The following is a 16,516-nucleotide window of genomic DNA, read 5'->3' as shown; positions in this document are numbered from 1 at the left end:
CTGCGCGCGGCTGGGGAGCGAGTGGGAAGGGTGTGCTTCTTGGTTCGCTTGATGCTGTGCTCGATTGGCGGCTGGCGTGCGTTTTGTGGGCTTCTCTTTGGCAGTGGAGCTGATTGGTGAAGGTGCCGCGGCGAATTTGCCGCGGCGGTTTGAGGAGGGGTTAGTGGTTAGTCCACCGTGAGGACGGCGCGGCCTACGACCTTGCCGGCGCGTAGCGAGGCCAGGACGGTGTCGGCGTCTTTCAGGGGGTGGCGGTGCACGGGCATGGGGGGGACTTTGCCGGTGCGGACCAGGGTCATCAGTTCGCGTAGTTCGGCGAGGTTGCCGACGTAGCTGCCGATGATGGAGAGGGCCTTCATGGGGATGAGGGCGATGGGCCAGGACGAGGCGCCGCCGAAGAGGCCGACGATGATGAGTTTGCCGCCCTTGGTGAGAAAGTCGAAGGCGAGGGAGGTGGTGGCGGGGGCGCCGACGAGGTCGATGGCGGCCTGCAGGGGTTTGCCGCCGGCGGCCTTGAGGATTTGCTGGGCGGCGTCGGGGGCGGCGCCGTCGATGGCGGCGAGGGCGCCGGCTTCGAGGGCGGCCTGGCGTTTGGCGGGGTCGATGTCGACGATGATGCCGCCTTTGCCGCCCAGGGCCTTGATGAGGGTGAGGCTCATGAGGCCCAGGCCGCCAGCGCCGAAGATGACGACGGGGTGTTCGCGGTAGACGGCTTCGCCGATTTTCTTCAGGGCGGAATAGGTGGTGAGGCCGGAGCAGGCGTAGGGGGCGATCTGGGCGGGGTCGAGGTCGCCGATGTCGATGAGGTAGCGCGGATGCGGTACCAGGATGTGGTCGGCGTAGCCGCCGGCGCGGTGTACGCCCAGGCAGGCGGGGGCGGTGCAGTGGTTTTCCTGGCCCGCGAGGCAGGTGGCGCAGGCGCCGCAGCCGATCCAGGGGTAGACGAGGTAGTTGCCGCCCGGGGCGGCGCCCTGGGCGTCGGGGCCGGCGGCGACGATGCTGCCGACGGTTTCATGGCCCATGGTGAGCGGCAGGGTGACGCCGCGGTCTTTCAGCGACAGGGTGCGGCCCTGGCCGAGGTCGTAGCCGCCTTCCCACAAGTGGATATCGCTATGGCAGACGCCCGCGGCGCGGACCTTGAGCAGCACCTGCGTGCCTTGCGGCGCGGGGGTGGGCGGGTCCATTTCCTGCAGGGGCTCGCGGAAGTTGACGACGCAATAGCACTTCATGATGTCTCCTCGTGGGATGGGCTTATTTTTTGACCAGGGGGCATTCGCTGTCGGCCAGCGACACGAACACGTTGTCGCCGGGCACCGTGGACAGGATGCGGTAGAAGTCGCCGGGGTATTTGGAGTCGGCCGGCTTTTTCACTTCGACCAGATACAGGTCCATGATGACGCGTCCGTCTTCGGGGCGGATATGGGCATTCTTGACCAGTTTGGTGGTGATGGGCAACTCGCGCATCTTCTGGTTGACGGCGGCGCCATCGAAGGTGCCGGCGGCCTGCGCGGCTTGCAGGTAGTGGGTGGTGGCGACGTAGCTCAGGGCCTGCACGATGGAGGGCGGGCGGGTGACGCCCATTTTCTTTTGCCAGCGGCGGGTCCATGCGCGGGTGTCGTCGTCGGCATCCCAATAGAAGCCGGTGGGAAAGGTCAGGCCCTGGGCGACGGGCAGGCCCATGGCTTGCACGTCGTTGATGAAGGTCAGGAAGGTCAAGAGGCGCTGCTTGCCGCCGGTCAGGCCGAATTCCTGGGCCTGCTTGATGAGGTTGACCAGGTCGCCGCCCGCGCTGGCCAGGCCGACGACGTCGGCCTTGGAGGATTGCGCCTGCACCAGGAACGAGGCGAAGTCCATGGCGCCCAAGGGGTGGCGCGTGCTGCCGACGACCTTGCCGCCGGCAGCCGCGACGAAGCGGCTGGCGTTGGCTTCGAGCGATTTGCCGAAGACGTAGTCGGTGGTGATGAAGTACCAGGACTTGCCGCCGCTTTCGACGACGCTTTTTACGACGGCGTTGGCCAGGGCGTAGGTGTCGGGCGCCCATTGGGTGCTGAGGGGGCTGCATTGCTTGCCGCTGAAGTCGCCCGCGAAGCCGCCGCTGATGAGGGCAGTGCCGCCTTTTTCGCGCGCCACGCCTTGCGCGGCCAGGCCGGCCGAGCTGGCGCCGCCGTCCACCACCGCGACCAGCCCCTGGGTGTCGAACCAGCGCCGCACCAGGGCCGAGGCCACGTCGGCCTTGTTCTGGTTGTCGGCGCCGATGACTTGCACGGTCTTGCCGGCCGCCTTGCCGCCGAAGTCTTCGACGGCCATGCGCACGGCCATTTCCGAGCCGAGGCCGCCCAGGTCGGAATAGATGCCGGACCGGTCGTTGGAGACGCCCAGTCGGACGACATCGCTTTGGGCCTGCGCGGCGCAGGTGGCAAGCAAGGCGGCCGCGGCCGCCCACAAGGGGTTGATACGCATCTGTCTGTCTCCACGGTCCGTCTTGCGGACCGGCGTTTGCATTGTTGGAATTGACGCGAATACGAAGGCGAGGGCGGGGCGGCCGGTGCTCCAGCCGGCTGAATTTGTTTTCTTGTTAAGGAATAAAAATTCCTGTGCAAGAAGTTAAGTTTTCATATGTGAAAGGTCAATGGGTGGATTGCCTAGGTGGGGGCGTGCGCGGGCCGCTTGCCGGGCGGAGAACTCGGCAGGCCAAAGAAAGGAAGGCGGGGGGAGGATGTGGCGGGCGGAAGCCTTGCGCGACGGCCGTCTTCAAGGGCTGGCGGGCCGTGCCGCCCGCCCTTGAGAACGGGGGATCAGCTGCCGCGCCGCACCAGCGTCGACTTGCCGAACAGGCTTTCGATCAGGTCCACGGCCAGGTCGGCCGTCTTGTTGCGCACGTCGAAGGCGGGGTTCAGTTCCACCACGTCCAGCGAGCGCATCAGGCCGGTGTCGGCGATCATTTCCATGCAGAGCTGGGCTTCGCGGTAGGTCGGGCCGCCCATGACGGTGGTGCCGACGCCGGGCGCGATCTCGGGGTCAAGGAAGTCGACGTCGAAGCTGACGTGCAGGTGGGTGTCGTCGTCCAGCCCGGCCAGCGCGGCCTGCATGGTGGCGCGCATGCCCATTTCGTCCAGGTAGCGCATGTCGAACACTTCCAGGCCGGCCTGGTGCACCAGGCGCTTTTCGCCGTCGTCGACGCTGCGGATGCCGATCTGGCGCACCCACGACGGATCGATGTCGGGCGTCTGGCCGGACATGCCGGTGATTTCCGCGGGGCCGTGGCCGCACAGGCAGGCCACCGGCATGCCGTGGATGTTGCCGGTGGGGGTGAGCGTGTTGGTGTTGAAGTCGGTGTGGGCGTCCAGCCACAGCACGCGCAGTTTCTTGCCGGCGGCGCGGCAGTGGCGCGCCACGGCGCTGATCGAGCCGATGCCCAGGCAATGATCGCCGCCCAGCAGGATGGGCAGGTGGCCCTGGGCCAGCGCGGCGTACATGGCGTCGTGCACGGCCTGGTTCCAGGCGGTGACCTCGGCCAGGTGGCGGTAGCCGTCCACGGGCGGTTGCCAGGGGTTGGCCGGGCCGTACAGGTTGCCCTGGTCGGTGACGGTAAAGCCCTGGGCTTCGATGACCGGCCCGATGCCGGCCACGCGCAGCGCTTCGGGGCCCATCGAGGCGCCGCGCGCGCCCGCGCCGATGTCGGTGGGGGCGCCGATGAGGGTGACGTGGGTGGGCAAAGCGGGGGTGTTCTGCAAGGTCTGGCTCCGTGAAGCTGGGGTCAGGGGCGCCCAGGGTGGGCGGCGGTGCCGTCGAGTGTAGCGCCGCTGCGTGTAGACATTGCCATGGCGATGGCCGGGCCTTTGCCGGTGGCGCGGCGGGGCTGCGGCACAATAGCGCCGAGACCCGCATCGATCCCCGGGCGAGTGCCCGATCTTTTTTCGGACGACTTCATGTTCCAGCAATCCCTGTTCCTGACTTTGGCGCGCCGCGCCGTGGCCGCGCTGGCCCTGGCCGGGCTGACCGCCCTGGCGCCGGCCCAGGCCGCCGACAAGCCGCTGCGCATCGGCGTGATCGCCAGCGTGGCCAATGCCGCCACCGAGCTGGCCATCGCCGAGGCGCGCAAGGCGGGCCTGGACGTGCAGCTGGTGGAATTCAATGACTGGGTGCTGCCCAACATTGCGGTGGCCGACGGCTCGGTGGATGCCAACTTCTTTCAGCACGAGCCTTTCCTGGAGCTGTTCAACGCGCGCCGCGGCGCCAACCTCAAGCCGATCGCGTACGGCTATTCGACGACCATCGGCCTGTTCTCCAAGAAGCTCAAGAAGGGCGAACCGCTGCCCGACGGCGCCACCATCGCGGTGCCCAACGACCCGGTGAATACGGGCCGCGCCTTGCTGCTGCTGGAATCCATCGGCCTCATCAAGCTCAAGCCGGGCGTGGCGCACCAGGCCACGCTGCAGGACGTGACCGACAACCCCAAGCGCCTGAAATTCGTGCAGATCGAAGGCTCGCAATCGGCGCGCACGTTCGACGACGTGACGGCCTCGGTCACCTACACCACGTTTGCCAAGCAGGCCGGCCTGGATGAAAAGGACGGCCTGGCGTTCGACAACAAGGACCCGGCCAACGTGCGCCGCTACGCCATCCGCTGGGTGGCTCGTCCAGACCGCGCGGAAGACCCGCGTCTGTTGAAGTTCATCGCCATCTACCAGCAGTCGGCCGAGGTCAAGGCCAAGCTGCGCAGCCTGTACGGCGACCTGATCGCGTTTCCCTGGTAGGGGCTGGCGGGCAGAGCGTGCCGGCGTGGCTGCCGACGGCAGCGCTGCTCGTGACCGCGCAGTAAGGCTTGGCAGGCCGCAGGGGCAGGGGGCGTCTTGACGATTCTTGGCATTTGAGTTGCAGATTGAAACGTATACTTGCCGCGCTTTGCCGCCCTGCGTCCGAGACGGCGCGGGATGCCAACGCGGCCAGTGCGCGCCGCCTTTCTCGACTGCGAACCCATGCGACTCGTTTCATCGAATGACGCTTTGATTTCGCCGCAGCCGCGCGCCGAGGCAGGCCGTCCGCAGGCTGCGGACCCGCCGCCGGCCGATGGCCCGGATGACGCCCAGGCCAGCGAACTGCAGCGCCTGCGCGAAGTGGTGGCGCGCTACGAAGCCCTGTTCCAGAACGCACCCGTGCTGATCAATGCCTTCGACGGGCGCGGCCAGTGCGTGCTGTGGAATGCGGCGTGCGTGCACCGCTTCGGCTGGACACGCGATGAAATCAACAGCTACCCCGAACCACTGGCGCTGTTCTATCCCGATCCTGAAACGCGCGCCCGCGTGGTGCAGAGCGTGGGCCCCACGCCCGACCAGTCATTCCGTGAATGGCAGCCGCTGGCACGAACCGGCGAGCGGCTCTCGGTACTGTGGTCCAACGTGCGCTTGCCGGATGGCAGCGTGGTGAACATCGGCATGGACATGACCGAGAACCGCCGCAACGAGGCCGCGCTGGCGCGCCTGGCCAAGGTGGACGACCTGACCGGCTGCTGGACCCGCGCCGAGATCCTGCTGCGCCTGCAGGCCATGCTGGAAGCCGCGCGGCAAGGCGCGCGCCACACCGCGTTGATGCTGGACCTGGACTATTTCAAGCAAGTCAACGACCGCTACGGCCACCTGGGCGGCGACGCCGCGCTGCGCCATTTTTGCAGCCAGCTGCAAGGCTGCCTGCGCGAAGGCGACGCGGTGGGGCGCTTGGGCGGCGAGGAATTCCTGGTGTTGCTGGCCGATGCCGACGCGGACGTGGCGCTGGCGGTGTGCGACCGCTTGCGCGCGGGGCTGCGGCAGCATCCGGCCAGTGTCGACGGGCATGCGGTGGTGCTGTCGGCCAGCGGCGGCATCACGCGTTTTTTGGCCACGGATGCCAGCATGTCGGACGTGCTGCGGCGCGCCGACCAGGCGATGTACCGGGCCAAGCGGGCCGGGCGCGATTGCGCGGTGGTGCTGCCGGATTAGCCGTCGGCGGCCAGGGCGCAAGAGGGGGTTGCGCGCGGGCCGATAGGGGAATCAGGCCGTGGCCCGGCTGCCCGCCGCGCGGCGGCCATTCAGGCGCCAATGCAGCGCCAGCGCGGCCAGGGCCACGGCACCGGCGGCCGCCAGGCCCAGGGTGTCAAAGCCCGCATGCGTATACAGCGTGCCGGCCACCGCGGTGCCGACGCTGGCGCCCAGGTAGGTCGTGCAGGTGTTCAGGCCCAGCACCGCGCCGCGTTCGTCGGGGCGCGCGCGCGACAGCAGCAATACCAGCAGGTTCAGGCTCAGTTGCGAGGCCGCCCCCCACAGCACGGCAATGGCCAGCACGGCGGCCAGCGCGTGCGCGGCGGGCAGAAGGCCCAGGTACACCAGCGCAATCGCCGCCAGCGCCAGCGGCAACGCGCGGCGCGGCCCCAGCCGTTCGATCAGCGGCGCGCCGGCCAGGCCCGCGAACAGAAAGCCGGCGCCGTAGGCAAAGGCGATGAAGCCCACCTGGCCCGCCGACAGGCCCAGCAGGGTGCGCACGTGGTCCGCCAGGAACGCGTAGACGCCGTAGAACGCGGATGAGAACGCGAGGCAACCCAGCAGCAGCACCGGCACGTCGCGGTACGACAGCGGCGCCAGCAGGCGCATCAGGCGCAGCGGCGCGGGGTGCGCGCTGCGGCGTTCGGGCAGTCTGTACAGGCCCGCGAGCGCTATGGCGGCGCACAGCGCCAGCACCGCGTAGGTGGCGCGCCAGCCCACCGCATCGGAAATCAAGGCCGACAGCGGCACGCCCGCCACCAGCGACACCGACCAGCCCGAGATGACGCGGCCCAGCGCGCGGGTCTCCTGGCCGGGCGCGGCGACCAGCGAGGCCGACCCATACGCGGCCGGCAGGATCACGCCCGCGGCGGCGCCGGCCAGGGCCTGCGCCGCGGTCAGCACGATCCAGTGGGGCGCGCAGGCCGACAGCAGCAGGGCGGCGATCAGCGCGATCATGGCGCCCAGCAGCGCGCGGCGGATGCCCCAGCGGTCGATGCGGGCGGCCAGCAGGAAGGCACTGGCCGCCGTGGCCGCGCCGTAGGCCGAAATGGCGGTGCTGACCGTCAGCGGCGTGGTGCCGAACGAGCGCGCCACGTCGGACAAAATCGGGCTCAACGCCAGGCCGTTGGAACCCACCACGCTGACGGCGAACATCAGGGCGGGAATGGCGGCGGGCAGGGGAGCCTTGCGAGGGGTGTTGCGGGGGGCGTTGCGATTCAGCATCCGCGGAATTTTATTGGAATAAAATAAGGGTTAACACCGATAATCCCTTATCTCATCAAAGTTCGAATGCCGTTAGGCAGAACCCGATTCCAATGCCCGATCTCGACGACCGCGACCGAAAACTATTAACGCTGCTGGCCGATGACGCCTCGCCGAGCTATGCCGATCTGGGCAAGCAATTGAACCTGTCGGCGCCCGCCGTGCACGAGCGCGTCAAACGCTTGAAGCGCGACGGCCTGATCAAGGGCATTGCCGCCAAGCTGGATGGCGCGCGCATCGGCCGCCCGCTGCTGGCGTTTGTGCACGTCGATACCAACAACTGGAGCATCACCCAGCAGGTGCTGGGGCTGGCCGAGCTGACCGAGGTGGAAGAGATCCACACCATCACCGGCAAGAGCGCGATGCTGCTGAAGGTGCGGGTGCGCGACACCCAGGCGCTTGAGGCGCTGTTGGCGCGCATTCACCAGATCGACGGCATCACCAACACCACCAGCGACATCGCGCTGACCAGCTATCTGGAACGAGGGCCGCTGCCGGACGACGCGGACTGAGCCCGCCGCAACCGCAGGCGCGTGATTTCCGATGGCGCGCCCAGGCGCTTGGGCGGGCCCCAGTAGCCGGTGCCGCGGCTGGTGTAGACCCACATCTTGCCCTGGCGGTGCAGGCCGGCCGTGAACGGCTGCTGGAAGCGCACGAAAAAGCCCCACGGAAAGAACTGGCCGCCATGCGTATGGCCGGACAGCTGCAGCGTGTAGCCCAGCGGCTCGGCCGCGGCCGCGCTGCGCGGCTGGTGCGCCAGCAGGATCTTGGGCAGGGCATCGGCCGGGGCGCCGGCCAGCGCGGCCTTGGGGTTGCTGCGCTGCTGCGGGTCGAAGGCGCCAGCGCTGTAGTCGGTCACGCCCGCCACCACCACGGGCAGGCCGGCGGGGTGGATCACGGCGTGTTCGTTCATCAGCACCCGCAGGCCCATGCGGCGAAATTCTGCCACCCAGGGCGTGGCGCCTGAATAATATTCATGGTTGCCGGTCACCAGGTACACGCCGAAGGGGGCGCGCAGCTGCGCCAGCGGGCTGGCCTGCGCGGCCAGTTGCTCGACGCTGCCGTCCACCACATCGCCCGTGATGGCGATGACGTCGGGCGTCTCGGCGTTCACCGCATCGACGATGGCCTGCACGTAGCGTTTCTTGATGGTCGGGCCGACGTGGATGTCGCTGATCTGCACGATGGTGAAGCCGTCCAGGTCGGCCGGCAGGCCTTCGATGGGTACGTCCACCGTTACGACCTGGGCGCGCCGGCGGGCGTTGTAGAAGCCGACCAGCGTGGCGGCCAGCGCCAGCGCGGCCACTGCCAATGCGCTTATCCGGCGCAGGTCGGTCCAGGGCAGAGCGACGCCCGTGGCCAGGTCGATCAGCCAGGCGGCCAGCAGCAGCACGTCGCGCAGCACCGTCAGCACGAACAGTGACGAAAACAGCCCCATGGCAATCAGCCCGACCCAGGCGATGCGGTCGCCCCAAGGCGGATGCACCGACGAGCGCCCCAGCATGCCCAGCGGGATCAGGATGCACGACAGGATCAGCAGCAGGATGGCGGTGGCAGTGCCCGAACCGGCGAATCCGGCATCGGGGATGAGGCGGGCGCCGACATACACGTGGGCAAGGGCGCCCAGGGTCAGAAAGCGCAGGAAGAATGACGATTGGCGTAGGGACACGGGCGGCGGGGCGGGGGCCGGCCAGGCAGCCGGCCCGCGAATAGCAGAGGAACTGCCATTCTATGCTGGCACCAGCAGGTCGGGCCCGACCTCGCTCAGCCGGTTCACACCCAGCATGGCCATGTTGCGGTCGACCTCGGCGCGCAAGAGGCTGATGGCATGGGACACGCCCGCCTGGCCGCCGACCGCGGCGGCATAGTTGAAGGGGCGGCCCACGAACACGAACCGCGCACCCAGCGCCAGCGCCTTGAGCACATCGCCGCCGCGGCGCACGCCGCTGTCCATCATCACGGGCATGTCGCCCGCCGCATCCACCACGCCGGGAAGTGCCCGTAGCGGCGAGATAGCGCCGTCCAGCTGGCGTCCGCCATGGTTCGACACGATGATGCCGTCGGCGCCGTGCTGCCGCGCCAGGCGCGCATCGGCAGGGTGCAGGATGCCTTTGATGATCAGCGTACCCTGCCATTGGCGCCGGATGCGCGCCACGTGTTCCCAGTTCAGGTGGTCGCGCGCGCTGAAGTCGCGCAGCACCGAGGCCGACACGATGGGCGCGCCGCGCGTGGCGAACGAATTCTCGAAATGCGGCATGCCGTGCTTGAGCAGCGTGCGCAGGAAGGTGCCGGCCAGCCAGCGCGGGTGCGTCAGGCCGTCCCACGCCAGGCGCAGGCTGGGCTTGAGCGGCGTCGAAAAGCCGGTGCGCACGTTGTTCTCGCGGTTGGCGGATACGGGGATGTCCACGGTCAGCACCAGCGTGTCGTAGCCGGCCTGGGCCGCGCGCGCCACCAGCGCGTCGATGCGCGCGGGGTCGCCGGGCAGATAGGCCTGGAACCAGGTGCCGGGCGCTTCGCGGATCACGTCTTCCAGCGCGATCAGCGCGGTGCCGCTCAGAATGGCGGGAATGCCCTGCTCGCGCGCGGCGCGGGCCTGCGCGATGTCGCCGCGATAGGCCGACAGCGCGCTGATGCCCATGGGGGCGATGCCGAACGGCGATTCGTAGCGGCGGCCGAACAGCTCGGTGTGCTGGCTGCGGCCCGAGACGTCCACCAGCACGCGCGGCTGGAAGGCATAGCGGCCGAAGTCGTGCCGGTTGGCGTGCAAAGACTGATTGTCTTCGGCCGCGCCGGCCACGTAGCCGAAGATCGGGCGCGGCAGGCGGCGGCGAGCGGCGGCCTCGAAGTCGTCCAGCGACAGCATGCGCGACAGGGCGCGGGAAAGGCGAACGGGCGTATCGGACGAGGCGGGCAGGGTGGCCATGGCAAAGGGGCGGTTGAAACCCCCCAATCTACCGACCCGCCTATATCGTATAAAGCGAATAAATATGGAATATCTCTTTCGCTTTTATTGAAGTACTTGGCTTAACCCCGTACTTTCAACGCTGCACCGGCAGCGCCAGCAATTCACCCATGCGCACCGGGCCGCGCACCGACGGCGTGTCGGCCCAGCGCACCTTGCCCGGGCCGAACAGCACGATGGCGGTCGAGCCCAGCTTGAAGCGGCCCATCTCGGCGCCTTTTTCCAGGTGGATCGGCGCGCGTGCGGCATCGTCGTAGCGTACGGCCTTGACGCGGCGCTTGTACGGCGTGACCAGGCCCGCCCACACGGTTTCGATGGACGCCACGATCATGGCGCCGACCAGCACCACGGCCATCGGGCCGTGTTCGGTGTCGAAGATGCAGACCACGCGTTCGTTGCGCGCGAACAGGCGCGGCACGTTGCGCGCGGTGAGCGGGTTGACCGAGAACAGCCGGCCCGGCACGTGGATCATTTCGCGCAGCGTGCCGCCCACCGGCATGTGCACGCGGTGGTAGTCCTTGGGCGACAGGTAGATGGTGGCGAATTCGCCGCCCTGGAACGGCGCGGCGCGATCGGTGTCGCCGCCCAGCAGGTCGGCCAGGCCGTAGCTGTGGCCCTTGGCCTGGAAGAGGCGGCCATGCTCGATGGCGCCCATCTGGCTGATGGCGCCGTCCGCGGGGCACAGCACGCCGCCGGGTTCGTCGTCCAGCGGCCGCGCGTCGGGCTTGAGCGCGCGGGTGAAGAAGTCATTGAAGCAATCGTAGGCCAGCGCGTCTTCCTGTTCGGCCTCGCGCATGTCCACGCCGTACTTGCGGACAAAGCGCGAGATCATCCAGTTCTTGACCGCGGGTTCCCGGCAATCAGAGGCGACGCCGAAGAAGCGCGACACCAGGTGATGCGGCGCAAGATACTGGCTGGCAAGGAAGATTTGGTCTTTGATCGGCATCTACGAGCGCTAAAAAACGCGTCCCGCGGACAGCGGGACGTGGGTGGAGGTTGTCGCGCGCAATCTGCGGCAGCTTATCACCGCGCGCGCGTGCAATCGGCGGGATTGTAACGCGTTAAACCGCGAATGGATCGCCCATCGGGCAGGGGCCGCGCGGCCCCTCGAACCGCCCGATCGGCATGGCGTATCAGGCCGCGGCCTTGGCCGCCAGCTTGGTCTTGTAGAGCCATTCCTTGTAGTCGTCCAGGTCGCCGTCGAACGGGCTCACGCGGCCATCGGCCACGATGATGAACTGGTCGGTGGTGGCGCGCAGCAGGTGGCGATCGTGCGAGACCAGCACCAGCGTGCCCTCGAACTGCGCCAGCGCGGTGGTCAGCGCTTCGCGGGTTTCCAGGTCCAGGTGGTTGGTGGGCTCGTCCAGCAGCAGCAGGTTGGGGCGCTGCCAGACGATCAGCGCCAAGGCCAGGCGGGCTTTTTCGCCGCCGGAGAACGGCGCGATCGAGCTGGTGGCCATGTTGCCGTTGAAGTTGAAGCTGCCCAGGAAGTTGCGCAGTTCCTGTTCGCGCACGGTGGGCGCGATCTTGGTCATGTGCCACAGCGGCGATTCATCGTGGCGCAGCATCTCGACCTGGTGCTGGGCGAAGTAGCCGATCGACAGGCCCTTGTTGAATTGCGTGTCGCCCGCCAGCGATTCGAGGTCGCCCGCGATGGTCTTGATGAAGGTCGACTTGCCCGCGCCGTTGATCCCGAGCAGGCCGATGCGCTGGCCCGCCTGCAGCGAAAAATTGATGCCCGACACGATGATCTTGTCGGACACCGCGCCGCTGTCTTCGTCGGTATTGCGGTAGCCGGCGCTGACCTTGTCCATGGTCAACAGCGGATTGGGCGCGCGCAGCGGTTCGCGGAACTCGAACGAGAATTCCGCGGCCGCGCGCAGCGGCGCCACTTCTTCCATGCGGGCCAGCGCCTTGATGCGGCTCTGCGCCTGGCGCGCCTTGCTGGCCTGGGCCTTGAAGCGGTCGATGAACGATTGCAGGTGCGAGCGCTGGCGCATCTGCTTTTCCATCATGCCCTGGGCCAGTTCCAGTTGCGCGGCGCGCTGGCGTTCGAACGACGAGTAGTTGCCCGAGTAGCGCTTGAGCTTGCGCTCGTCGATGTGCACGATGACGTTGACCACGCCGTCCAGGAAATCGCGATCGTGCGAAATCACGATCAACGTGCCCGGGTAGCGCTTGAGCCAGTCTTCCAGCCAGATGATGGCGTCCAGGTCCAAGTGGTTGGTGGGTTCGTCCAGCAGCAGCAGGTCGGACGGGCACATCAGCGCTTGCGCCAGGTTCAGGCGCATGCGCCAGCCGCCCGAAAAACTGGTCAGCGGCAGGTGCATTTGCGCCTGCGTGAAGCCCAGGCCGGTCAAGAGCTGTTCGGCGCGCGAGTGCACCGTGTAGGCATCGGCGTCGGCCAGGGCCGCGTAGATGTCGGCCATGCGCAGGCCGTTCTCGGTGCTTTCGGGTTCGGCTTCCAGCGCGGCCAGTTCGGCTTCCAGCTTGCGCAGCGTGACATCGCCGTCGATGGCGTATTCGATGGCGGGGCGGTCCAGCGCGGGCGTTTCCTGCGCCACGTAGGCCATGCGCCAGCTGGCGGGGTAGTCCAGATCGCCCTGGTCGGCGTGCAGCGTGCCGCGCAACAGGCCGAACAGGCTGGACTTGCCGGCGCCGTTGGCGCCGATCAGGCCGATCTTGTCACCGGGGTTCAGCAGCAGGTCGACCTTGTCGAGCAAGGGCTTGACGCCGCGCATGAGTGAAACTTGTTGGAAGCGGATCATGAATCGTGGGGCTGGGGGTGGCGCGACAGGCGCGCGACAAGGCTCCCGCCACAGCTCGCGGCGCAAAAAAAGGAACCTGGAAGGAATCGTGCGGGCGGCGCAGGCCGGACGGGCTGGCGGCGTACGGAGGACCCCGTACTTGCCATCGAGCGGCGGATGCCACGCGTGCCACGCGCGAAAGGCGGACGAGGCAGCGCCTGTCCGATCGTGGGCCGTATTGTAGCTGGCTGTGCGAACGCGCGCTTTACGCGTCGGCGGCGGCGATGGCGGCGGCCAGGGCCAGCAGGCGTTCGGCCTCGGCAGCGTGCAGGTTTTCGACCAGCGCGCCGTCCACCACGGCCACGCCCTGGCCGGCGGCTTGCGCCGCGCGCCAGGCGTCCAGGCGCTTGCGGGCGCTGGCCAGTTCGGCTTCGGTGGGCGCAAAGGCGGTGTTGGCCGCGGCGATCTGCTTCGGGTGGATCAGCGTCTTGCCGTCAAAGCCCTGGTCGCGGCCCTGGCGGCAGGCGGCGGCAAAGCCCGCGTCGTCGTCCAGGTCCAGGTGTACGCCATCGAGCACTGCCAGGCCGTGGGCGCGCGCCGCCAGCACCGCCATCGAACGGGCCAGCAGGGTCTCGTGGCGGTCGGGCGTGTGGCGGGCGTGCAGGTCCTTGACGAGGTCGGACGTGCCCACCACGATGGCCGCCAGGCGCGGGTGGCCGGCGGCAATGGCGTCCAGCCGCAGAAAGCCCAGCGGGGTTTCGGCCATGGCCCACAGCGCCAGCGTGGCGGGCGCGCCGGCGGCGTCCAGGGCCTGCGCCAACGCGTCCAATTGCGCTGCCGATTGCACCTTGGGCAGCAGCACGGCATCGGCGCCGGCCTGTGCGATGGCGCGCACGTCGTCCCGGCCCCAGGGCGTGTCCAGCGCATTGACGCGCACCACGCATTCGCGCCGGCCGTAGCCGCCTGCTCGCAAGGCGGCGGCCACCTGTTCGCGCGCCACGGCCTTCGCATCGGGCGCCACCGCGTCTTCCAGGTCCAGGATCAGCGTATCGGCGGGCAGGCTGCGCGCCTTGTCCAGGGCGCGCGCATTGGCGCCGGGCATGTAGAGGACGGAACGGCGGGGGCGGGCAGGCAGGGACATGGCGCGAAAAATGGAAGTAGGTTCAGGGCTTGCTGTTGCCGACGATCTGCACTGGCATGGTGCATACATAGCCCACGCCGTAGACGGTGCGGATGCCCATGTCGCCGCCGGCCTGCGCGCGCAGCTTGCGGCGCAGGCGATGCATGTGGGCGTCGAGCCGATGGGTGTCGTAGGCCTCGGCGCTGGCGCCCAGCGCTTCGACCAGGCGGCCGCGCGTCAGCGGCAGCGGCGCGGCCTGGATCAGCGCACCGATCAGGCGGCTTTCGGTGTCGGTGATGTCGACCTGGATGCGCTTGGGCGATACCAGCACGCGGCGCGCGGGATCGAAGCGCCAGGTCTCGGCGGCGGGGGCTTGCGGATCGGTGGCGGGCACCACGCGCAGGCGCCGCGACAGCGACACCAGCGTGGCGCCCAGCTCGGCCAGGTTGACGGGCTTGGTCAGATAGTGATCGGCGCCCAGGCTCAAGCCAGAAACCTTGTCTTCGCTGAGCAGGCGGCCGGTGAGCATGATGATGCCCATCGACGGATAGGTGGTACGTAGATGCGACACGCGCGCCAGGCCATCGCCGTCGGGCAGCATGGCGTCCAGCACCAGGATGCCGGGGGTGACGCTGAGCAGCAGTTGGTCCAGTTCGGAAAGCGTGCCGGCGGTCAGGATGGCTTCGCCCAGGCCGAGATCGTGGATGTACTCGGCGATGGTGTCGCGCCAGTCCCCGTGATCGTCAACGATGATGATGGTCACGGCGCCGGACGGGTCAGTACGTGAGGCGCTCCGAGGGCAAACACGCTTTCCGCTCCTTTCATGCTACGGCTTCTTATTGGTGGGGGTGGGTCCGCATGGCGAGGGCGCCGGGCCGGACGAGGCGCCATCTGGCTGATCCCCTGCGGGCGCTTCGCGGGAGAATATCATTATCGCCGTTGCGGCGGCGCAGCGAAGTCGGGCAGGGTGATGCGGGCGTGACGCACGGTGGCCGAGTCGATGCGGGTGGTCAAAAAATGACCAGCCCCTGCGGCAGCGTCGCAACCGCCACCAGCCGGGCCTGTGCGTTGTTTTTATCCACAGAAACTGTGGATAAAAAACCGCGACAAAAAGTTGTGCACCGTCGGGGTCGGCATGGCCAGTCTGCGCGTTCGCGCTCGCGCGAATCAGGCCGCCGGCAAGGCGGGGTCCGACAGGTATTCCACCGGCACGCCTTGCGGCACCTTGCGCACGCGGTCGCGTTCGATGCGCGGCGGCGCGAAGCGCGTCTTGCGCGCCGCCGCATTCTGCAGCAGCACCGACAGCACGGCGCCTTTGTCCTGAATCCATTGGGTCTTGCCGCGCAACAGCTTCATGGCGTTTTCGGCCGTTCCCAATTTGTAGGACATGGAATTGATCTGCACCGAGGTCTTGCCATTGAAGGCGGACTCATCTTGCTCGGTCAGCGCCGCGGCGTCCAGGTTGCTGCTTTCGTGGTCGATGCGATAGACGAACTTGAGATGGCTGAACGGGTCCAGCACGACGACCAGCTTGTCCGAACCCGAGACGTCGGACAGCATGCCGATGACCATCGATTCGACCAGCTGGTTGCCCCGTTGTTCTTCGGTGTAGATGAAGATGCTGCGGCGGTTGTGCCCGAGCGGCGCGGGCGGGGCGAGGGGAGAACGATCCATACCTGACTTGAAAAGGGCGGGACGGGCGGTGGAATAGCTTGCCCCGCGGCACTGCGTTAACGGCGCCAAGCCGTGTGAACTTGAGCGCCGGCCAAAACAAAGAACAAATCGCCGCGGCTACGGCGCGCGGCGCAGGCGAGCCATGAGGCGCGCTTTGGCGGCGGGCCAGTCCTCGTCGAGGATGGCGAAGTAGACCATGTCGCGGGCGCGTCCGGACTGCGCGATCAGGTGCTTGCGAAACACCCCTTCCTCGACGCCGCCGATCCGCAGGATGGCCTGGCGGGACTGCGTGTTGGTCGCTTCCGTTTTGAACACGACCCGCATGATACCAATTGTTTCAAAGGCGTGCTGCAATAACAGCCACTTGGCTTCGGTATTGACTCCCGAGCGTTGGCTGGCAGGGGTGAGCCAGGTGGCGCCGATCTCCAGGCGCTTGTGCGCCAGCGCAATATCCATATAGCGGGTGGTGCCGATGACCTGGCCGTCGGCGCGCCGCACGATCACAAACGGCAGACAGGCGCCCGCCGCCTGGCCGGCCAGCGCGCGTTCGACGTAGCGGCGCATGTCGGCGGCCGATTCGACGGGTTCGGGTTGCAGGCGCCACAGTTCGGGATCCAGGCCGACGGCAGCCAGCGCATCGGCATGGTCCAGGGTCAAGGGTTCCAGTTGCACGATCTCGCCGGTCAGCGTGACGGGTTGCAAAGGGGGCAGGGCAGGCATGAAGGGGGGCTCCGCG

The 16,516-nt window shown here is 68.0% G+C and carries 15 protein-coding genes; 3 read left to right on the top strand and 12 right to left on the bottom strand.

Annotated features, from left to right (window positions below; translation table 11 throughout):
* Nucleotides 1-167 precede the first annotated feature (167 nt).
* The 3 genes from U858_RS0130025 to rocF all read right to left on the bottom strand — a co-directional run bounded on the left by U858_RS0130025 (nt 168) and on the right by rocF (nt 3,734).
* Entirely contained in the window at nt 168-1,229 is a 1,062-nt protein-coding gene (locus U858_RS0130025) for an alcohol dehydrogenase (protein WP_025140809.1), read from the bottom strand.
* A 22-nt stretch (nt 1,230-1,251) separates the two neighbouring features.
* The gene (locus U858_RS0130020) at nt 1,252-2,460 is read right to left on the bottom strand and encodes an ABC transporter substrate-binding protein (RefSeq protein ID WP_025140808.1); all 1,209 of its coding nucleotides are present in this window, start codon (nt 2,458-2,460) and stop codon (nt 1,252-1,254) included.
* A 335-nt stretch (nt 2,461-2,795) separates the two neighbouring features.
* Nucleotides 2,796-3,734: an arginase gene (gene rocF, locus U858_RS0130015; protein ID WP_025140807.1), complete on the bottom strand. Its 939-nt coding sequence runs from the start codon at nt 3,732-3,734 to the stop codon at nt 2,796-2,798.
* A gap of 195 nt (nt 3,735-3,929) precedes the next feature.
* Between rocF and U858_RS0130010 the strand changes: the two genes are divergently transcribed.
* Together U858_RS0130010 and U858_RS0130005 are read left to right on the top strand one after the other, a co-directional pair.
* Nucleotides 3,930-4,757: a MetQ/NlpA family ABC transporter substrate-binding protein gene (locus tag U858_RS0130010; protein WP_025140806.1), complete on the top strand. Its 828-nt coding sequence runs from the start codon at nt 3,930-3,932 to the stop codon at nt 4,755-4,757.
* A 222-nt stretch (nt 4,758-4,979) separates the two neighbouring features.
* Nucleotides 4,980-5,975, top strand: coding sequence for a GGDEF domain-containing protein (locus tag U858_RS0130005; RefSeq protein ID WP_029954531.1), 996 nt, complete (start codon nt 4,980-4,982; stop codon nt 5,973-5,975).
* Nucleotides 5,976-6,026: 51 nt separating this feature from the next.
* Here the strand turns inward: U858_RS0130005 and U858_RS0130000 are convergent, their stop codons facing one another.
* Nucleotides 6,027-7,238 carry an MFS transporter gene (locus tag U858_RS0130000; RefSeq protein ID WP_025140805.1) on the bottom strand — a complete coding sequence of 404 codons (1,212 nt, stop codon included), beginning with the start codon at nt 7,236-7,238 and terminating at the stop codon, nt 6,027-6,029.
* Nucleotides 7,239-7,330: 92 nt separating this feature from the next.
* On the opposite strand from U858_RS0130000, the gene U858_RS0129995 reads away from it, so the two are divergent.
* Nucleotides 7,331-7,789 (top strand): Lrp/AsnC family transcriptional regulator, encoded by a 459-nt coding sequence (locus U858_RS0129995; protein WP_025140804.1) that lies wholly within the window; start codon nt 7,331-7,333, stop codon nt 7,787-7,789.
* On the opposite strand, the gene U858_RS0129990 is transcribed toward U858_RS0129995, so the two are convergent.
* The 8 genes from U858_RS0129990 to U858_RS0129955 form a co-directional block, all read right to left on the bottom strand.
* Nucleotides 7,750-8,946 carry a metallophosphoesterase gene (locus tag U858_RS0129990; RefSeq protein WP_025140803.1) on the bottom strand — a complete coding sequence of 399 codons (1,197 nt, stop codon included), beginning with the start codon at nt 8,944-8,946 and terminating at the stop codon, nt 7,750-7,752. The genes U858_RS0129995 and U858_RS0129990 overlap by 40 nt on opposite strands.
* Nucleotides 8,947-9,006: 60 nt before the next feature.
* Nucleotides 9,007-10,200, bottom strand: coding sequence for an alpha-hydroxy acid oxidase (locus U858_RS0129985; protein ID WP_029954529.1), 1,194 nt, complete (start codon nt 10,198-10,200; stop codon nt 9,007-9,009).
* A gap of 115 nt (nt 10,201-10,315) precedes the next feature.
* Complete coding sequence (asd, locus tag U858_RS0129980; RefSeq protein ID WP_025140801.1) at nt 10,316-11,185, bottom strand: archaetidylserine decarboxylase; 870 nt, start codon at nt 11,183-11,185, stop codon at nt 10,316-10,318.
* A 187-nt stretch (nt 11,186-11,372) separates the two neighbouring features.
* Nucleotides 11,373-13,007 carry an ATP-binding cassette domain-containing protein gene (locus tag U858_RS0129975; RefSeq protein WP_081821773.1) on the bottom strand — a complete coding sequence of 545 codons (1,635 nt, stop codon included), beginning with the start codon at nt 13,005-13,007 and terminating at the stop codon, nt 11,373-11,375.
* A gap of 244 nt (nt 13,008-13,251) precedes the next feature.
* Nucleotides 13,252-14,127, bottom strand: coding sequence for a CoA ester lyase (locus U858_RS0129970; RefSeq protein WP_025140799.1), 876 nt, complete (start codon nt 14,125-14,127; stop codon nt 13,252-13,254).
* Nucleotides 14,128-14,149: 22 nt separating this feature from the next.
* Nucleotides 14,150-14,869, bottom strand: a complete 720-nt coding sequence (locus tag U858_RS0129965) for a response regulator transcription factor (protein ID WP_025140798.1) — start codon at nt 14,867-14,869, stop codon at nt 14,150-14,152.
* A gap of 404 nt (nt 14,870-15,273) precedes the next feature.
* The gene (locus U858_RS0129960; protein WP_025140797.1) at nt 15,274-15,780 is read right to left on the bottom strand and encodes a hypothetical protein; all 507 of its coding nucleotides are present in this window, start codon (nt 15,778-15,780) and stop codon (nt 15,274-15,276) included.
* Nucleotides 15,781-15,897: 117 nt separating this feature from the next.
* Complete coding sequence (locus U858_RS0129955) at nt 15,898-16,500, bottom strand: GNAT family N-acetyltransferase (RefSeq protein WP_025140796.1); 603 nt, start codon at nt 16,498-16,500, stop codon at nt 15,898-15,900.
* Between the last annotated feature and the right edge of the window lie 16 nt (nt 16,501-16,516).

Source organism: Achromobacter sp. DH1f (assembly GCF_000633435.1).
Lineage (GTDB): Bacteria > Pseudomonadota > Gammaproteobacteria > Burkholderiales > Burkholderiaceae_B > Achromobacter > Achromobacter deleyi.
This window is presented reverse-complemented; position numbering and strand designations above follow the sequence as displayed.

Excerpts from the sequence above, each read along its gene's own strand:
- U858_RS0130025 (WP_025140809.1), bottom strand. The coding sequence starts at position 1,229 with ATGAAGTGCTATTGCGTCGTCAACTTCCGCGAGCCCCTGCAGGAAATG.
- U858_RS0130020 (WP_025140808.1), bottom strand. The coding sequence starts at position 2,460 with ATGCGTATCAACCCCTTGTGGGCGGCCGCGGCCGCCTTGCTTGCCACC.
- U858_RS0130010 (WP_025140806.1), top strand. The coding sequence starts at position 3,930 with ATGTTCCAGCAATCCCTGTTCCTGACTTTGGCGCGCCGCGCCGTGGCC.
- U858_RS0130005 (WP_029954531.1), top strand. The coding sequence starts at position 4,980 with ATGCGACTCGTTTCATCGAATGACGCTTTGATTTCGCCGCAGCCGCGC.
- U858_RS0130000 (WP_025140805.1), bottom strand. The coding sequence starts at position 7,238 with ATGCTGAATCGCAACGCCCCCCGCAACACCCCTCGCAAGGCTCCCCTG.
- U858_RS0129995 (WP_025140804.1), top strand. The coding sequence starts at position 7,331 with ATGCCCGATCTCGACGACCGCGACCGAAAACTATTAACGCTGCTGGCC.
- U858_RS0129985 (WP_029954529.1), bottom strand. The coding sequence starts at position 10,200 with ATGGCCACCCTGCCCGCCTCGTCCGATACGCCCGTTCGCCTTTCCCGC.
- asd (WP_025140801.1), bottom strand. The coding sequence starts at position 11,185 with ATGCCGATCAAAGACCAAATCTTCCTTGCCAGCCAGTATCTTGCGCCG.
- U858_RS0129975 (WP_081821773.1), bottom strand. The coding sequence starts at position 13,007 with ATGATCCGCTTCCAACAAGTTTCACTCATGCGCGGCGTCAAGCCCTTG.
- U858_RS0129970 (WP_025140799.1), bottom strand. The coding sequence starts at position 14,127 with ATGTCCCTGCCTGCCCGCCCCCGCCGTTCCGTCCTCTACATGCCCGGC.
- U858_RS0129960 (WP_025140797.1), bottom strand. The coding sequence starts at position 15,780 with ATGGATCGTTCTCCCCTCGCCCCGCCCGCGCCGCTCGGGCACAACCGC.
- U858_RS0129955 (WP_025140796.1), bottom strand. The coding sequence starts at position 16,500 with ATGCCTGCCCTGCCCCCTTTGCAACCCGTCACGCTGACCGGCGAGATC.